General features: G+C 67.5%; 17 protein-coding genes and 1 pseudogene. 11 read left to right on the forward strand and 7 right to left on the reverse strand.

Features of this window, described 5'->3' with window-relative positions; translation table 11 throughout:
- Positions 1-52: 52 nt before the first annotated feature.
- Complete coding sequence (locus LGR69_RS31265) at positions 53-478, forward strand: hypothetical protein (protein ID WP_230368544.1); 426 nt, start codon at positions 53-55, stop codon at positions 476-478.
- Between the two features lie 51 nt (positions 479-529).
- Here LGR69_RS31265 and LGR69_RS31270 read toward each other — a convergent pair whose 3' ends face one another.
- Positions 530-1180 (reverse strand): SprT-like domain-containing protein, encoded by a 651-nt coding sequence (locus tag LGR69_RS31270; RefSeq protein WP_127993405.1) that lies wholly within the window; start codon positions 1178-1180, stop codon positions 530-532.
- 334 nt (positions 1181-1514) lie between these two features.
- Here LGR69_RS31270 and LGR69_RS31275 point away from each other — a divergent pair, with 334 nt between their 5' ends.
- The gene (locus LGR69_RS31275) at positions 1515-1730 is read left to right on the forward strand and encodes a hypothetical protein (protein ID WP_043075365.1); all 216 of its coding nucleotides are present in this window, start codon (positions 1515-1517) and stop codon (positions 1728-1730) included.
- Between the two features lie 158 nt (positions 1731-1888).
- Here LGR69_RS31275 and LGR69_RS31280 read toward each other — a convergent pair whose 3' ends face one another.
- From LGR69_RS31280 to LGR69_RS31300, 5 genes are all read right to left on the reverse strand, one after another.
- Positions 1889-2188: a type II toxin-antitoxin system RelE/ParE family toxin gene (locus tag LGR69_RS31280; protein ID WP_043075364.1), complete on the reverse strand. Its 300-nt coding sequence runs from the start codon at positions 2186-2188 to the stop codon at positions 1889-1891.
- Positions 2185-2448 carry a type II toxin-antitoxin system ParD family antitoxin gene (locus LGR69_RS31285; RefSeq protein WP_043075363.1) on the reverse strand — a complete coding sequence of 88 codons (264 nt, stop codon included), beginning with the start codon at positions 2446-2448 and terminating at the stop codon, positions 2185-2187. The genes LGR69_RS31280 and LGR69_RS31285 overlap by 4 nt, the downstream gene beginning before the upstream one ends.
- Before the next feature lie 246 nt (positions 2449-2694).
- Positions 2695-3513, reverse strand: coding sequence for a helix-turn-helix domain-containing protein (locus LGR69_RS31290; RefSeq protein WP_043075362.1), 819 nt, complete (start codon positions 3511-3513; stop codon positions 2695-2697).
- A 730-nt stretch (positions 3514-4243) separates the two neighbouring features.
- Positions 4244-4540, reverse strand: a complete 297-nt coding sequence (locus tag LGR69_RS31295) for a ribbon-helix-helix domain-containing protein (protein WP_127993403.1) — start codon at positions 4538-4540, stop codon at positions 4244-4246.
- Positions 4541-4546: 6 nt separating this feature from the next.
- Positions 4547-5206, reverse strand: coding sequence for a ParA family protein (locus LGR69_RS31300; protein ID WP_043075369.1), 660 nt, complete (start codon positions 5204-5206; stop codon positions 4547-4549).
- A 92-nt stretch (positions 5207-5298) separates the two neighbouring features.
- Here LGR69_RS31300 and LGR69_RS31305 point away from each other — a divergent pair.
- A pseudogene (locus tag LGR69_RS31305) lies at positions 5299-5472 on the forward strand (IS66 family transposase); the annotation flags it as partial.
- A gap of 262 nt (positions 5473-5734) precedes the next feature.
- Here LGR69_RS31305 and LGR69_RS31310 read toward each other — a convergent pair.
- The gene (locus LGR69_RS31310; protein WP_043075367.1) at positions 5735-6061 is read right to left on the reverse strand and encodes a metal/formaldehyde-sensitive transcriptional repressor; all 327 of its coding nucleotides are present in this window, start codon (positions 6059-6061) and stop codon (positions 5735-5737) included.
- A gap of 344 nt (positions 6062-6405) precedes the next feature.
- Here LGR69_RS31310 and LGR69_RS31315 point away from each other — a divergent pair, with 344 nt between their 5' ends.
- The 8 genes from LGR69_RS31315 to LGR69_RS31350 all read left to right on the forward strand — a co-directional run.
- The gene (locus LGR69_RS31315; RefSeq protein ID WP_043075366.1) at positions 6406-6630 is read left to right on the forward strand and encodes a hypothetical protein; all 225 of its coding nucleotides are present in this window, start codon (positions 6406-6408) and stop codon (positions 6628-6630) included.
- A gap of 258 nt (positions 6631-6888) precedes the next feature.
- Complete coding sequence (gene hisE / locus LGR69_RS31320) at positions 6889-7374, forward strand: phosphoribosyl-ATP diphosphatase (protein WP_127993401.1); 486 nt, start codon at positions 6889-6891, stop codon at positions 7372-7374.
- A gap of 22 nt (positions 7375-7396) precedes the next feature.
- Entirely contained in the window at positions 7397-9073 is a 1677-nt protein-coding gene (locus LGR69_RS31325) for an NRAMP family divalent metal transporter (RefSeq protein ID WP_127993400.1), read from the forward strand.
- 4 nt (positions 9074-9077) lie between these two features.
- The gene (locus LGR69_RS31330) at positions 9078-9335 is read left to right on the forward strand and encodes a hypothetical protein (RefSeq protein WP_043075316.1); all 258 of its coding nucleotides are present in this window, start codon (positions 9078-9080) and stop codon (positions 9333-9335) included.
- Positions 9332-11104 (forward strand): Na/Pi cotransporter family protein, encoded by a 1773-nt coding sequence (locus tag LGR69_RS31335; protein ID WP_043075320.1) that lies wholly within the window; start codon positions 9332-9334, stop codon positions 11102-11104. The genes LGR69_RS31330 and LGR69_RS31335 overlap by 4 nt, the downstream gene beginning before the upstream one ends.
- Before the next feature lie 13 nt (positions 11105-11117).
- On the forward strand, positions 11118-11567 hold the full coding sequence (locus LGR69_RS31340; RefSeq protein WP_230368545.1) for an SLOG family protein: 450 nt from the start codon (positions 11118-11120) through the stop codon (positions 11565-11567).
- Positions 11568-11593: 26 nt separating this feature from the next.
- A complete protein-coding gene (locus LGR69_RS31345) occupies positions 11594-11998 on the forward strand; it encodes a hypothetical protein (protein ID WP_043075315.1) in 405 nt (134 codons plus the stop codon).
- 99 nt (positions 11999-12097) lie between these two features.
- Positions 12098-13634: outer membrane beta-barrel protein (locus LGR69_RS31350; RefSeq protein WP_412768920.1), on the forward strand; the 1537-nt coding region annotated here is incomplete at its 3' end.

Consider the following 13634-nt stretch of genomic DNA (forward strand, 5'->3'; position numbering starts at 1 on the left):
GCATCGCTCCAACCCAAACTTCGTTCCTCGTTTGTCTCCTTAGCGTGGTTTTGTGCCCGTCCTATGTCGGCACCCCATCCTGTGCGGCGGCGCGGGCTACTGGCTCGGGCGCAGGGACACGCTCGGCCTGGACGCCAAGTGGGCGGGCCTGACCCAGCGCTCCGACGGCCCGGCGTGGCTCGCCCTGGTCGCGGCCAACCCCGACCTGCGCAGCCAGATGAGCCAGTCCTGCACCCCGTCGCAGCTCAAGACGGATGCGGCGTCGAATCGGCGGTACTGCGAGCTCCCGCTCTGGACGGAGGGGACGGTCGCGCCGGTCGGGGGTGTTCCCGCGGTGATCTACCTGACGCTGCGCGACAGGCTCATCGCCTGGGGCCCGGCCTGGCTCATGCTCGGGGCCGGGCTCGCGGCCCTCCTCGGCCGCCGCCTGCTGCGCCGGGTGTTCGCGTGGCGGCCCGTGGCTTGGCTGCTGGAGTGATCGCCCCGACGCGCTATCGATCGTACGAAACAAACAGAGCGCCATCGCGCGTCAACGCCGTCGCACCTCCATCGATCGATGACAGACCTCGCAGGCGAGCCGGGTCCCCGGCTTGGCCCAGGCGTTCGCCCCGCAGCTCGGGCAGGTGTACCGGGTCTTGCTCGCCGCCTTCCGCTCCCGCGCCTCGCGCTCGGCCTCGTTCCGGAGCTCGACGTAGGGCACGCTGAAGCCTTGCGCCTCGATCAGCTCGGCGCAGGCCAGGGCGAACCGGCCGCCCGGCTCGATCGTGTGACCCACTTGCTGCCCGGTCTGCTTGCCGCCCGGTTCGCCGGTCGCGGTCGGGATCAGCCCGACCGTGCGCATCAGTTCGGCCCATTCTCGGTTGTGGTAGCCGGGACGGGACGGCGTGCCGAAATGCGCTTGCTGCAGGTGGACCATCTCGCGCACCAGGGTGGCGAGCGTCGCCTCGGTCGAGCGCTCGGCGAAGTGCCGGGGGTTGAGCGCGATCTCGTCGGTGACCTCGACGCCGTCGGGCGTGGTGAAGCGGCGGCCGGCGAAATATCCGTAGGCCTTGGACTTGCGCTGCATGGTGATCAGGCACGCAGGCAGCCGGCCGGTGAACAGCCGGGCATTGAAGAACGCGTAGGCGTCGGTCAGCCCGGAATAGGTCCGGGTGGTCGGGTCGGTCGGCGATCTGGACATATCGTACGAAACAATATGGTCCGGTCCGCTTGGGGACCATCGGTAGTTGGATCGTACGAAACAACCACGGACGAGTTCGAGGGTTCGACGTCGGTCAGCCTCCCGCCAGCTCGGTCCATCCAGGCGGACCGGACGCGGTGACCAGCCAGCGGCTCGGCCTCGGCCCGTCATGCGTCACGCTCGGCCTGGAGCGCTTCGATGCGGCCAACGCCGCCGCGTTGCCGGCCGTGCCGGTCGACGCCGCAGGCCTCAGCCGCGAAGACCGGATCACCGTCCTGTTCGGCTATGCTAGAGAGCTCTGCCTGTACGACCGGGACGACATCGCGGAAAAGGCGTGTTCTTCACGCGCCTCACCCGCAGCGCCGACGATGCCGCGGGCGTCGCCCGCATCCTCGGCCGGCCGCGACCGAACACGGTCCCGGAGGTCGAGCGGCTGCTGGTCGAGGCCCTGATCGGCGGCCGCCACAGGCCCTACGCCCTGCTCGCACGCTCCCCGGCGGCATGCCGCCGGGGAGCGTGCGGGCTTCCGCAGGATCGGCCTGCGCGCTGACTCGCTTCCCGATGTCGCCCGATCGTACGCACTGACGTTCGTGAACGCGCCTGGGTCGTGGGGTTGTGAGTGACTGATCCGCTACGCGCTGTTTGCGGTGTCCATCGCGAGGGAGACCGGGGCGGCTCAGCCATACCGGCCGGGTGCGAAGGCGCCGCTCAATCACCCGGGAACAGGATCGCCTCGTAATCCTGGGCCCCGTGGAGGACGTGCAGGATATCGATGCGGTCCGCGCCGACCCGATAGAACACCAGGTATCGGCCATAGGAGCGGCGGCGCACGCCGCTGTGCCGGTAGCGCGGGACCAGCGGGTATCCTTGCGGGGCCTCGGCCAGCCGCTGGCAGCAGTCGACCAGCTCGTCGACGAAGCTCACCGCACGGCGGGGATTCGCCTCGGCGATGTAGTTCGCGATGTGCTCAAGATCGACCTCCGCCTCTTCGGTAAAGACGACGATCATGCCTCCCCGGCTTCCGCCCGGGCCCGATACTTGGCCGTCAGGCGCTCAGCGACTCGCTCGGCCGGCGTGACCCGCCCCTCGTCGGCGTCGGCCAAGCCGCGGGCGATCGCGGCATCGAGCGCGACGAGGCGCTTTTCCCGTTCCTCGACCAAGCGCACGCCCTCGCGCAGCACTTCGCTGCGCGAGTTGTAGCGTCCGGTCGTCACCAGGCTGGTCACGTACCGTTCGAGCCGGGGACCGAGATCGGCGCTGCTGGGCATGACGGCTCCTCCTCCGAGCATTCTGGCATGGATGGATAACTGTTATCAACGCCGTGAGGCGCAACCGGCGGGCGCCGCCTCACGGCTCTCCACCGTATTCGGTTCAGAATCTCCGACCCGCGCGGAAGGTGATGTTTCCGGCACGACGGAAGCGTTCGGGTCCTGAGCGCCATCCTGAGCCACCCGGGCTCGCTCGGTCGGACGGTGCGTTCGGCAGGACGGACGTCGCGGCCCTGTCGCATGCGATCACCGCATGGCTCTGGCCCCGCCACGATCCGCGCGGATTCCTGCGCGCGCGCTCCGGTCGAGGTCGCCCGCTGCCCTCCGGCAGCATTGCGACGGTTCTGTTTTCCTCGATTCTGACAGGTCTAGAACTTGAGTATCCGTGCTGGTCACGCTTTTGACCCCTCCCCCTTGAGAGAAGACGGGAGCCGCCTGACCTCTCCGGTTCGGGAGGGTGTCGCCGCGCCGCGCCAGCCGCAGCCACGCCAGCCACTCGGCCGAGATAACGCGGACGATGTTGGTGTCGTTGCGGAAGCCGGTGATCGCCCGCTCCTCGACGGTCAGCAGTCCGAGCCGGCATGCCTCACGGATCGCGTTCTTCACGGTCGAGCGGCACACGCCGGCCACCGCGGCCATGTTCTCGATCGACAGCCGGCAGTCCTTCCGCCGTACGGTCTCGGCCGCCACGAGGGCGAGGACCGCCTGCTCGGCCAGCGTGAACCGGGCCGCGAGCCCCGGCGGGAGCCGCCCCGAGGCAGCCCAGCGGCGACGGCGCTCCAGCGAAGCGTCCGTGCGCGGGCGCGAGCCGACGGCCCTCCTGGGTGATCCTGCACGATCCTGGGTCGTGGGTGGGAATTCAGCCTCGGGACTGAGTCGCAAATCTGCCGGTAGACGGCGAGCTGCAGGCGCGTCTGTGCGCGTCTCGATTAGCCCTGACAGCGCTTCGGCCTCGGCTTCCGTGACCTTTCCTTCCCCATAGGCGCGCCAGAGCAGCGCTGTGACCTGGGGCAGGGTGATTCGGCTCGCAGCCTCGATGGCGCGGCGGATTTCGTCTGCAAACACGTCTCTCGACCCTCATCGGGCCGCAACAGGTCGTTCCGGGCCACCGCGATGGCGTCCGGTCCACAAGGCAAAGCCTCATCATCGCGGGAATTATCATTCCCGCTTGACGCCCAGGGGCGTCTCATGGCTTGTGAGGGATGGTTGAGGGCCCTCGCGGCCACTTTTTCGATTTTGACGGGCTCTCGGTTTGGCGACCGGGGGCCCGTTGCCTTTTCAGGGGTCGACTTGCGGCGGCGTGGTCTCCTTATGGTGCCAGCGACTCGCGCGAGGCGCGTCAGCCGGATTGCGCATGTCGGCCGGACGCCACGCTTAAGTCAACGTTGGCGTCTCCGCGGCCGTCATCGATTTAAGCCGACGTAAGGTGTTGGCGTAGGCGAACGGCAGCGGAGCCAGATTGTTGAGCGCTGCTGCTGGAGGTTCGTGGCGACTCGCGACCTTCCTCGTTGGTCTGTGTCTTGGAACCGCACTGCCGTGCGCCGCGCTGGCTTAAGCGGCTCCGGAGAAGTCCGCAGCCTTTCCTGGGCCGCCAGCCCTGAAGGCAGTCCACGATGCATTCGCCTCGATGTAGGGCGACCGGACCGCGGCGAAGGAGGCAGAAAGGCAAAACGGCGAGCCGCTATCCGGCGGCACAAATTGGTATTAATCTTTTTGCAAAGTTATGCCTTTCCAAATTTTTGCAAATCTACAAATCTTGCGTTGCGCAAAAGCACCTTGGCGTCCGGGTCCCCGATTAGTCGTAGGAAACGGCGTCCATATCGTATTTTTCGAATAGGAGATTCATCGCCTCTCTGAATAGATCCTGCTTGTCTCGGCGGGTCCGATAGGCGAGGTCGCGTAGCTGTTCGCGCGCCTTTTCGTTCACGTAATAGCCAGTGAACGACAGGCCCTGACGGCTTAACTGCTCCTTTCTGGAAAGAGCCGCAGTGCGATCTGGCCGATGAGCAGGCGGATCGATGCGCTGGGGCTCAACGGGTCTGGTCTTCGCTTCCAGTCGTTTTGCGAAATCATCCCCGGAAATGCGTGCCATAAGCTATCACTTTTTCGAAGCGGATTTTTCCGCCTTTGCACCTTTCTGATTTAACTGCTTTGTGACCCAGGTGTAAAGCTGGCGCATCTCGTCGGCCGCCACGCTGTTGGGATCCGTTTCTAAAACGGTTCGGCCTTGATCCTGGCTCTCGCCGTAGGCGATCCGCGAATGGATCACCACCGGCGCCGTCTCAATCCCCTTCATGGCCAGTACGGTGTTTGTCTCGTCCACGATCGATTTTCTTCGCTGCGGGCTCTCATCGTTGAATACGACAACCGCACGCCGGTCCTGACCTCTCGCGCTGTCGTAGGACCGCAAGACAGCCGCAAGGTCGGCAGCCTGGATGCGGCAAGGGATAAGGACGAGGTTGGCCGCCTCGATTGCCGCTGCACCGGCGTCGCCGGCTGCTGGCGGCGTGTCGAGATAGACGATGTCTGTGTCCTCGCGAATTGCCTCCAGAATCTTTGATAGGCGATTGCTTTGAGCTGAGATCACGTCGGGAGCGTCATCACCTCGGGCGTCCGCCCATTCAGACGCTGTGGTCTGCGGGTCTAGATCAATCACTTTTGTCCTCAAGCCGGCCTGCCACGAAGCTACCGAGAGATGGGTGACAAGGGTCGTCTTGCCGACGCCGCCTTTGCGCGCGGCCACCGCGATGATTTGCACCCGAGTCACTCCAGCTTTCTGCAACGCGTACTTTGAAGCTTGATCGAACTACGTCAAGAAAAATTTACACAAATCTGCAAATCTGGCCTCCCAAGCGCCGGTCGCTCGAGCGGCGACTGCCCGAGATCCTGTTTGCATCGAGCCGTTGCGACCTGACGCGTGATTTGCAGGCTAAAATCGGTTACGCCCGCAACCAGCTCTTGGTCGTCCTCGATCATCCCGGCACGGTCGAGATCATCAACAACGGATGTGAGCGCTTGCTGCGTTCTCCTGCGTGACCAAGACCATGACGCTACTACTTCGTCTGGCCGAGCAGCGCCCGTGGGAAACCCTGCAGATGGCGGCCGAGCTAGAGGCTGCCGGACAGTGCACTCGGCAGGCGTAACCGGTATCGAACGAATCAAGCGATCGGCTCGGGCTCAACACACCAAGACTAAGAATCATAGTTTTACATATCTTGAAAAGATTATTACTATAATTTATTTATTTAGATCTAATAAAAAAATCTATACATATTATTAACGTGATCTAAGTCAAATATGAGTGAATAATCTCGATCAGTTCCTCGCCGGCGTCCTCGCGCGTCCCCTCGGGCAAGTCGGCCTGCGGGATCAGATACTCGCGGACATGCTCCTCCAGAACCTCGGCCATCAGACCATTGATCGCACCCCGCGCGGCGGTGATGCGCTGCAGAAGATCGGAGCAGCTCGACTCGCCCTGCAAGGCGCGCTCGATGGCGTCGACCTGACCGCGCAGGCGCCGCACCCGGTTCACCAGCCCGCGCTTGTCCCGCAGTACGTGCGTGTCACTCCGAGCCTGTGCTCCCGCGTCGACGCCGTCATCCCGTCTCGCCATCGAACTCGTCCAACCTTTCAATTTTAGAACTTTTCTAAAGAACTCGGCTTGACAGCCGTCAGCCCCGTCACCATACCCGGTCAGGTATCCGGCCGCGCGCCGGGTCCGATGTCAACGCCTCGGGACCGATGAACCCTCGATCTAGACCCTCGTCCTCCATCGGTGAAGGCCGCGCACCGTCCGGTGCGGGCTCGCGCCGGCGGGGGATGGTCGACCCGCGCGGAGCGGGGCGCCATCATCTGACGGTCTGAGCCGGCAAGACCTCGTCTCGCCAGCTCCGTCAGCTGGCGCTCCAACCTCCTCTCGGGTCGCATCCGCAACCACCCGACGAACAGGAGGTGACCATGGCTTTCGTCCACGCCCTCGCGCCCGCGCTGCCCTACGCGCTGCGGTCCGGGCTCTTCCCTCAGCGGCGCAGCGGCGCCAGCCCGGCCGCTCCCACATCGACGCGTCCCGTCACCGGTGACACGTTGGCACCGGCCAAGTGGGCGGCCGATCACGTCGTCGCCGTCTGGCGACGCGACGAAGCGGATCGTCTCGTCTGCGCCTGGCAACTCGCACCCCGCTGATCCGACAAGCCGCCGATACCCGCTCAGGTATCGGCGGCTCCGCGCCGTGAAAGCACCATGACAGGCCGATCTTCATCCACCGTGGAGCCTCCTAGTCGCGCGCGCGACCGACGGATCTACCACACCCGCCCCGGCTCGGATCGCGAGCACGGCGTCACCTGGCGCGACAACCTCTCCTCGCGAGCGGCCTGAACCGCACCGGAATGCCCTGCCCGAGTCCAGCCGGTCGCACGCGACCCAAGCTCGGAGTCATCAGGCATGGTTTCTCTCGTCCGCGATCCCCTGCCGCCGCGTCGCGGCGTGCCGTCCTTTGCGGCGGCGGATGGCGATGCCGGCCCGGGAGGCCGGCTTGCCCCGTCCTGTCCCGGCGAGCTCGAGGGTGCCCGCGCGACAGGGCCCGATGAGATCGCCAGGCTCTACGCCGCGCTCGATCTGGTCTCCCCGCAGACCAACCCACGCACCGCGCGACTGCTCGCGGCCGGCGCCAAGCGCATGGCGCAGAAGCTGATCGAGGAGGCGGGCGAGGTCGCACTCGAGGCGTCGCGCCAGCACGCTCGCGCCACCGTGCGCGAGAGCGCCGATCTGCTCTACCACCTCGTCGTGCTCTGGCGCGAGTGCGGCATCGCCCCGGACGAGATCTGGGCCGAGATGCACCGGCGCGCCGAGCGCTTCGGCATCGCCGAGAAGCTGCCCAAGGGCAGCTCTGAAGCGGGCGGCGTTCGCACCGCCGACGATTTCACCTGATCCTCGGCGTCGGACGACACCTATGATCTCTCACACCTCGGCGCTCGACGCGTCCAGCCTTCCCGCCACGGCCGTCTTGGACGAGGCCCATCGCGGCGACATTCGCGGCGCGCTCGGCACCATCGCCGAGGGCGATCACGCCCCCCGGCTCGGCTGGGGGGCGCACCTCAAGACGCTCCTGGCGATCCTCGGTCCCGGGCTCATCGTCATGGTCGGCGACAACGATGCCGGCGCCTTCGGCACCTACACCCAGGCCGGCCAGAACTACGGCACGGCGCTGCTGTGGACGCTGGCGCTGCTGATCCCGGTCCTGTTCGTCAACCAGGAGATGGTGCTGCGCCTCGGCGCGGTCACGGGCGTCGGGCACGCCCGCCTCATCCTGGAGCGGTTCGGCCGGTTCTGGGGCGCGTTCAGCGTCATCGACCTGTTCCTCCTCAACGCCCTGACGCTCGTCACCGAGTTCATCGGCATCAGCCTCGGCCTCGACTATCTCGGTGTGCCAAAGCTCTGGGGCGTGCTCGGAGCTGCAATCCTCGTGATCGCGGCCGCGAGCACCGGCGACTTCCGCCGCTTCGAACGCTTCGCGCTGGCGCTCGTCGCCGGCAGCCTCCTGCTCATGCCCGTGGTGCTGATCGTGCACCCGCCGGTGGGCCAGATCGCCCGGGACTTCCTCGTGCCGCGGCTCCCCGCGGGCGCCAAGCTCTCGGAGGTGATGCTGCTGATCATCGCCATCGTCGGCACCACGGTGGCGCCCTGGCAGCTGTTCTTCCAGCAGAGCTACGTCATCGACAAGCGGATCACGCCGCGCTTCATGCGCTACGAGAAGGCCGATCTCTGCCTCGGCATCGTGCTCGTCATCGTCGGCGCGGTAGCGATGATGGCCTTCTGCGCCGCGACCTTCGCCGGAAGGCCCGAGTTCGGCAATTTCGGCGACGCGGGTGGGGTCGCGGCGGGGCTGGAGCGGTATGTCGGCCCGGTGCCGGCGGTGCTGTTCGCGCTCGCGCTCATCGACGCCAGCATCATCGGCGCGGCCGCCGTGTCGCTGGCTACCGCCTACGCCATCGGCGACGTCCTCGCCCTGCGGCACTCGCTGCATCGCAAGCCCGGCGAGGCCAAGGGCTTCTTCCTGGTCTACGCCGGACTGATTGCACTGGCCGCAGGGTTGGTGCTGACGCCCGGCACGCCGCTCGGCCTGCTCACCAACGCCGTGCAGACGCTGGCCGGCGTGCTCCTGCCCAGCGCCAGCGTGTTCCTGCTCCTGCTGTGCAACGACAGCGCCGTGCTCGGGCCGTGGGTGAACGGGCGCGCGATGAACCTGTTCACCGGCGCGGTGATCTCCGTGCTTGTGATGCTCTCGCTGATCCTGACCGCGTCCGTCCTGTTCCCGGACGCCACGAACGAGACCGTCATCGTCGGCGTGCTCGTCGGCGGCAGCCTCGTCGCGCTGGTCACCGCGGGCGCGCTCGCGCTCCTGCGTCGGCGCACGCGCGCCGATGGGTTGGCCGTCGATCCCGCGGCCGGCGACCTGGCAACCGTGCCGCGCGAGCGCTGGCGGATGCCGCCGCTGGATCAGCTCCCGCCCGCCAAGCTGTCGCTGCCGGCGCGCGTGTGGATGGTGGTGCTGCGCGCCTACCTCGTCGTCGCTGGCGGCCTCGTCCTGGTGCGCATCGTCGGCCTCGCCCTCGGCGGCGAGGGCTAGACCGGTGCAGCGGCGCTTCATCCCGGCCGCCGTCCGAGCCGGCCTGCTCCGACGGCTCGGGTCGGACCTGGCCGCGCTCCACCTCAGCCTGCGCGACCCGGCTGTGTGGCGGCGCGCGGCGATCCTCGCGTGCCTGCACGATCGCCGGCCGGATCTGCTGACGGCCGACTCGCAGGGTTCGGCTGCCCTCGCGGACCGGATCCTGAGCGACGCCCTGGGCGACTTCACTGCGGCCTCGAGTCGATGCGGACGGGCGCCATGACCGGCACGCTCACCCTCCTGCACATTGCCGGCGCCGTCGCGCTGCTCCTGTGGGGCACGCACATGGTCACGACCGGCCTCGCCCGCGGATTCGGGCCGGAGCTGCACGACCTGATCGGGCGCGGGCTCAAGGGCCGAGCACGCGCCTGCCTCGCGGGTCTGCTCGTCACGGCGGTGCTCCAGAGCAGCACCGCCACCGCGCTCATGGCGACCGCCTTCGCCGCGAGCGGCGCCCTCGACCTCTCGGCCGGCCTCGCCCTCATGCTCGGCGCCAACGTCGGCACGGCACTGATCGTGCAGATGCTGTCCTTTGACGTGGCCGCGGCTGCCCCCGTCCTGATCCTGTTCGGGTTCCTGTTGTTCCGCATGCGCGCGGATCGGTCCAAGCCGCGCAATCTCGGTCGGGCGCTGATCGGCCTCGGCTTGATGCTGACGGCGCTCGCGTTGCTTGGGCAGTGCCTCACCGCCGTCGAGGCCGCGCCGGTCCTGCGCAGCCTCGTGGGGGCGCTCGCGACCGAGCCGTTCCTGGCCGTGCTGGCGGCGGCGGTGCTCGCCTGGGCGGCTCATTCGAGCGTGGCGGCGATCCTGTTCATCGTCTCGCTCGGGGCCGCCGGCGTGATCACCCTCGAGGGTGCCCTCGCCCTCGTGCTCGGCGCCAACCTCGGCGCGGCACTGCCGCCCTATCTCGAAGCGGCCGGTGCGCCGGCAGCGCGCCGGCTTCCCCTGGGTAACCTGCTCGTGCGAGCGGCCGGCTGCGCCGCCGCGCTGCCGCTCCTCGACCCGATCACCGCGGGCCTCGCCGAGTTTGGCGTCGCTGATCCTGCGCGCGGAGCCGTGGCGTTCCATCTCGCGCTCAACCTCGCGCTCGCCATCCTCGTACTGCCCTGGACGGCCGCGCTTGGCCGCCTCACCAAGCGTCTCTTGCCCGCGCCGATCGTGCCCGAGAGTTCACGGCAAGACGCGCCGATCGCGGAGCTGTCGCACCACCTCGACCTCACCGCCCTGGCGACCCCGAGCCTGGCCCTCGCGAACGCCGCCCTCGAAGCCCTGCACATGGCGGATCTGGCCGGCGCAGCCCTTCGCGATGCCCTTCAGGCGTTCCGCACCGGAGATCGGACCCTGGCCGGCGCGGCCGGGCGGCGGGACGCGACCATCGACCGGATCGGGCTCGCGATCCGGCGTTACCTGGCTGACCTCGGCGGCGAGGAGGTCGGCACCGTCTCGGCGGATGCACAGGCGCGAGCCCAGGAGATTCTGACCTTCGTGCTCAACCTTGAGCACGTCGGCGACATCATCGCCAACAACCTCGTCGCGTTCGCCAGCCGGCGGCTGAAGCGGACCGGCGAGCCGTTCTCGGTCGAGGAACTCGCCGACATCGAACGGCTCCACGCTGAGGCGCTCACCAGCCTGCAGCTCGCGCTCGCCGCGTTCCTGCGCGACGACCTCGATGTTGCGCGGACGGTGGCCCTGCGCAAGGGTCTCCTGCGCGCGCTGGAGTGCGCGGCCATCGACCGGCACGTCGAGCGCCTGCGCGATGCGCCGCACGACGCCGATCCGGCCGCGATGGCGGAGGCGAATGCGCTGTTCCTGCGGACTCTGCGCGATCTGCGCCGGGTGCACTCGCACGTCGCCGCCCTGTGCGCCCCCCTGCTCGAACGGCGGCACGAGGCGGTGCTCGGCGGCGAGGATGAGACCGTCTCGGCCGGCGGTCCGGGCGGCGACGGCGAGGATCCGGTTCAGGAGGCGTCGAGCCTCCGGCCGGCAGCTTGAGCGGGAGGCGACCATGCGGCTTGTCGTTGGGGGTAGCGGTCATCTGGAATACCGGGATCTCGTGAGCTTCGAGTTGGCGAAGCTGCACCGCCACTGCCGGGTCACGGTCCTGATCCACGGCGGTCTGGGCGGCGTCTGCGCGGCGGCCGAGGACTGGGCGCGGCGGGCCGGCGTGCACGTGGTGCGCTACCCGCCGAACTGGGTTCGCTACGGCAAGACGGCGGAGGCGGTGCGCAACCGCTTCATGCTGGAGGACGCCCGACCCGATCTGGTGACGGCCTTCCCCGGCGGCCCGCACACTCTGGATCTCGTGCGATGCGCCCTTCGGGCACGGCTCGCCGTCTACGAGGTGCCCGAACGTGACGTGCCGGCTCAGACGATCCTCGACAGTGCGGACGGGCCGCCGGGTCGAGATCACCCGAACGGGCTTCGGAGCCAGCGCGCGATCGTGCTGCACATCTAAGCATCGAACGACACAGGGAGATCATCATGGTTCGGCATCCCAACCTCGCGAGGCTGCTCTCAGGCCTCGGTCGATCGGCGTTCGGGCTGACGATGCAGGCCTACCGCGCCGGCCTGATCGGGCGGCGCGGCGCCCTGACCGGGACTCAGGTCGCGCATCGGCTGAGCCGAATGGGCTTGCAGGTCGCGCTCGACCGCCGGCCGCTCGCGCTACCGTCCAGCGCAGGGCCGGGGACGGAGCGACGCTCGATCGCGCGGCCAGCCGAGCGTCCGGTGCTGGTGCGTATCCACGAGCGCGCACTGCACGTCCTCTCGATCCTGCTGCGGATCATGCGCTCGCGCCGTTTCGGGACGGCTCTGTTGATCCGCCTCGCCGTCGCCGGTCTGGGTGACGTGGGTTTTGCCATGCTCCGTCATGAACTTATCGCGTGATCCAAGCCCCCGAATGGATCCGAGATTTCATCAAACATTCGTTTTATCGTAGATGCATAAAAAGATGAAATTTATACATTAAGAAATCGAGGCTATACCATGAGATCTCTGCAAACTCGGATCCTATCGCCGACCGAGAAGCTTTTACCGCTTCTGGGTGGCGCCATCGCGATCCTATGCTTGGACCAAGCGCGGGCCGCCGACTGGAGAGGTTCATCGTCGGATCGCTCGACCGTCGCAGATTGGTCCGGCGGGTATCTGGGCGTCGAGGGCAGCGCCGGAGACGCCTACGGCAGCTTCAACTTCGACGCGGGCTCGGTCGAGCGTCGCTCCGTGCCGGCGTTTCGAAGCGGGGATAGCACTGGCCGCAGCGATCAGGGACGCAATGCCACGACGGTGCTGGGCGGTGTCGTCGGCGGCTACAACTGGCAGACCGGTCCGTACGTCTACGGCCTGGAGGCGGACCTCTACGGCGCAAACCTGAAGCGGCCCGTGTCGTCGACCGTGCCGGGGTTCGGCTTCGAGAACGGCGACGCCTCCTTCAGTATCATCCGCGCTCAGGCAGATCTGTTCGGCGCTGCCCGCGCCCGTATCGGCTACGCGTTCGAACGCAACCTGGTTTACGCCACCTTCGGCCTCGCGGGCGCCGAGACACGCTTCCGCTCCACGTTTCCCGACCTGGATACCGGCTTCGCCGGGATCGCAAGGCGTGACCACTCCTATCTCGGCTTCACACTCGGGGCCGGCGTGCAGTTCGCGATCGCTGAGAACCTCGCCCTGGGCATCGACTATCGCTATGCCGATTACGGCCGGAGTGCTCGCTTCGGTCTCGGCAGCGTTATGGGTCCGGACGGCAGGGCGTTCTCGACCCAGGCCTCGTTCACCTCGAACCAGGTGATGGCGCGGCTCCTCTGGGTTCCCGGAGGACTGCGACTACCTCCCGAACCCGACGAGCTCGCCCCCCACGATCCGGACAACGGCGACACCGGCCGCTTCTCGCTGCACGGCCAGACGACGTTCATCGACCAGGGGGTGACGGGCTTCCATTCGCCTTACCGCGGCGACAACAGCCTCGTGCCGCATCAGGCGCGCGGCACGCTCACCGCCACCGCCTTCCTCGGGTTCAAGCTGACCGACAGCACCGAGCTGTATTACAATCCTGAGTTCGACCAAGGCTTCGGTCTGAGCCGCACGCTCGGCGTGGCCGGCTTTCCCAACGGCGAGGCGCAGAAGGCCGGCTCGTCGTCCCCGAAGCTGCGCTCGCAGCGCTACTTCGTGCGTCAGACCTTCGGGCTCGGCGGCGAGACCGAGACCGTGCCGGACGGGCCGAACCAGGTCGCGACCACACGGGATATCGAGCGGATCACCGTGGTGGCGGGCAAATTCGCGCTGGGCGACTTCTTCGACGGCAACATCTACGCCCACGATCCGCGCGTCGACTTCATGAACTGGTCGCTTTGGGAGTCTGCGGCCTACGATTTCCCCGCTAACCTGCCGGGCTACACGCAGGGCATCGTGGTCGAGTACAACCGTCGCGAGTTCGCGCTGCGCGCCGCCTATACCTGTAGCGGCGCGCAATCGAACTGTGGCGGAGGCGCAATCGAGGGCGTTTTCCGGCGCACGATCGGTGAGACTG

The sequence above is a fragment of the Methylobacterium brachiatum genome (assembly GCF_020523825.1).
GTDB lineage: Bacteria > Pseudomonadota > Alphaproteobacteria > Rhizobiales > Beijerinckiaceae > Methylobacterium > Methylobacterium brachiatum.

What these genes read in the sequence shown, in the direction of transcription:
- LGR69_RS31270 (WP_127993405.1), bottom strand. Translation starts at nt 1,180, where the DNA reads ATGTCCAGATCGCCGACCGACCCGACCACCCGGACCTATTCCGGGCTG.
- hisE (WP_127993401.1), top strand. Translation starts at nt 6,889, where the DNA reads ATGGTTTCTCTCGTCCGCGATCCCCTGCCGCCGCGTCGCGGCGTGCCG.
- LGR69_RS31280 (WP_043075364.1), bottom strand. Translation starts at nt 2,188, where the DNA reads ATGATCGTCGTCTTTACCGAAGAGGCGGAGGTCGATCTTGAGCACATC.
- LGR69_RS31310 (WP_043075367.1), bottom strand. Translation starts at nt 6,061, where the DNA reads ATGGCGAGACGGGATGACGGCGTCGACGCGGGAGCACAGGCTCGGAGT.
- LGR69_RS31345 (WP_043075315.1), top strand. Translation starts at nt 11,594, where the DNA reads ATGGTTCGGCATCCCAACCTCGCGAGGCTGCTCTCAGGCCTCGGTCGA.
- LGR69_RS31315 (WP_043075366.1), top strand. Translation starts at nt 6,406, where the DNA reads ATGGCTTTCGTCCACGCCCTCGCGCCCGCGCTGCCCTACGCGCTGCGG.
- LGR69_RS31325 (WP_127993400.1), top strand. Translation starts at nt 7,397, where the DNA reads ATGATCTCTCACACCTCGGCGCTCGACGCGTCCAGCCTTCCCGCCACG.
- LGR69_RS31335 (WP_043075320.1), top strand. Translation starts at nt 9,332, where the DNA reads ATGACCGGCACGCTCACCCTCCTGCACATTGCCGGCGCCGTCGCGCTG.
- LGR69_RS31340 (WP_230368545.1), top strand. Translation starts at nt 11,118, where the DNA reads ATGCGGCTTGTCGTTGGGGGTAGCGGTCATCTGGAATACCGGGATCTC.
- LGR69_RS31285 (WP_043075363.1), bottom strand. Translation starts at nt 2,448, where the DNA reads ATGCCCAGCAGCGCCGATCTCGGTCCCCGGCTCGAACGGTACGTGACC.
- LGR69_RS31295 (WP_127993403.1), bottom strand. Translation starts at nt 4,540, where the DNA reads ATGGCACGCATTTCCGGGGATGATTTCGCAAAACGACTGGAAGCGAAG.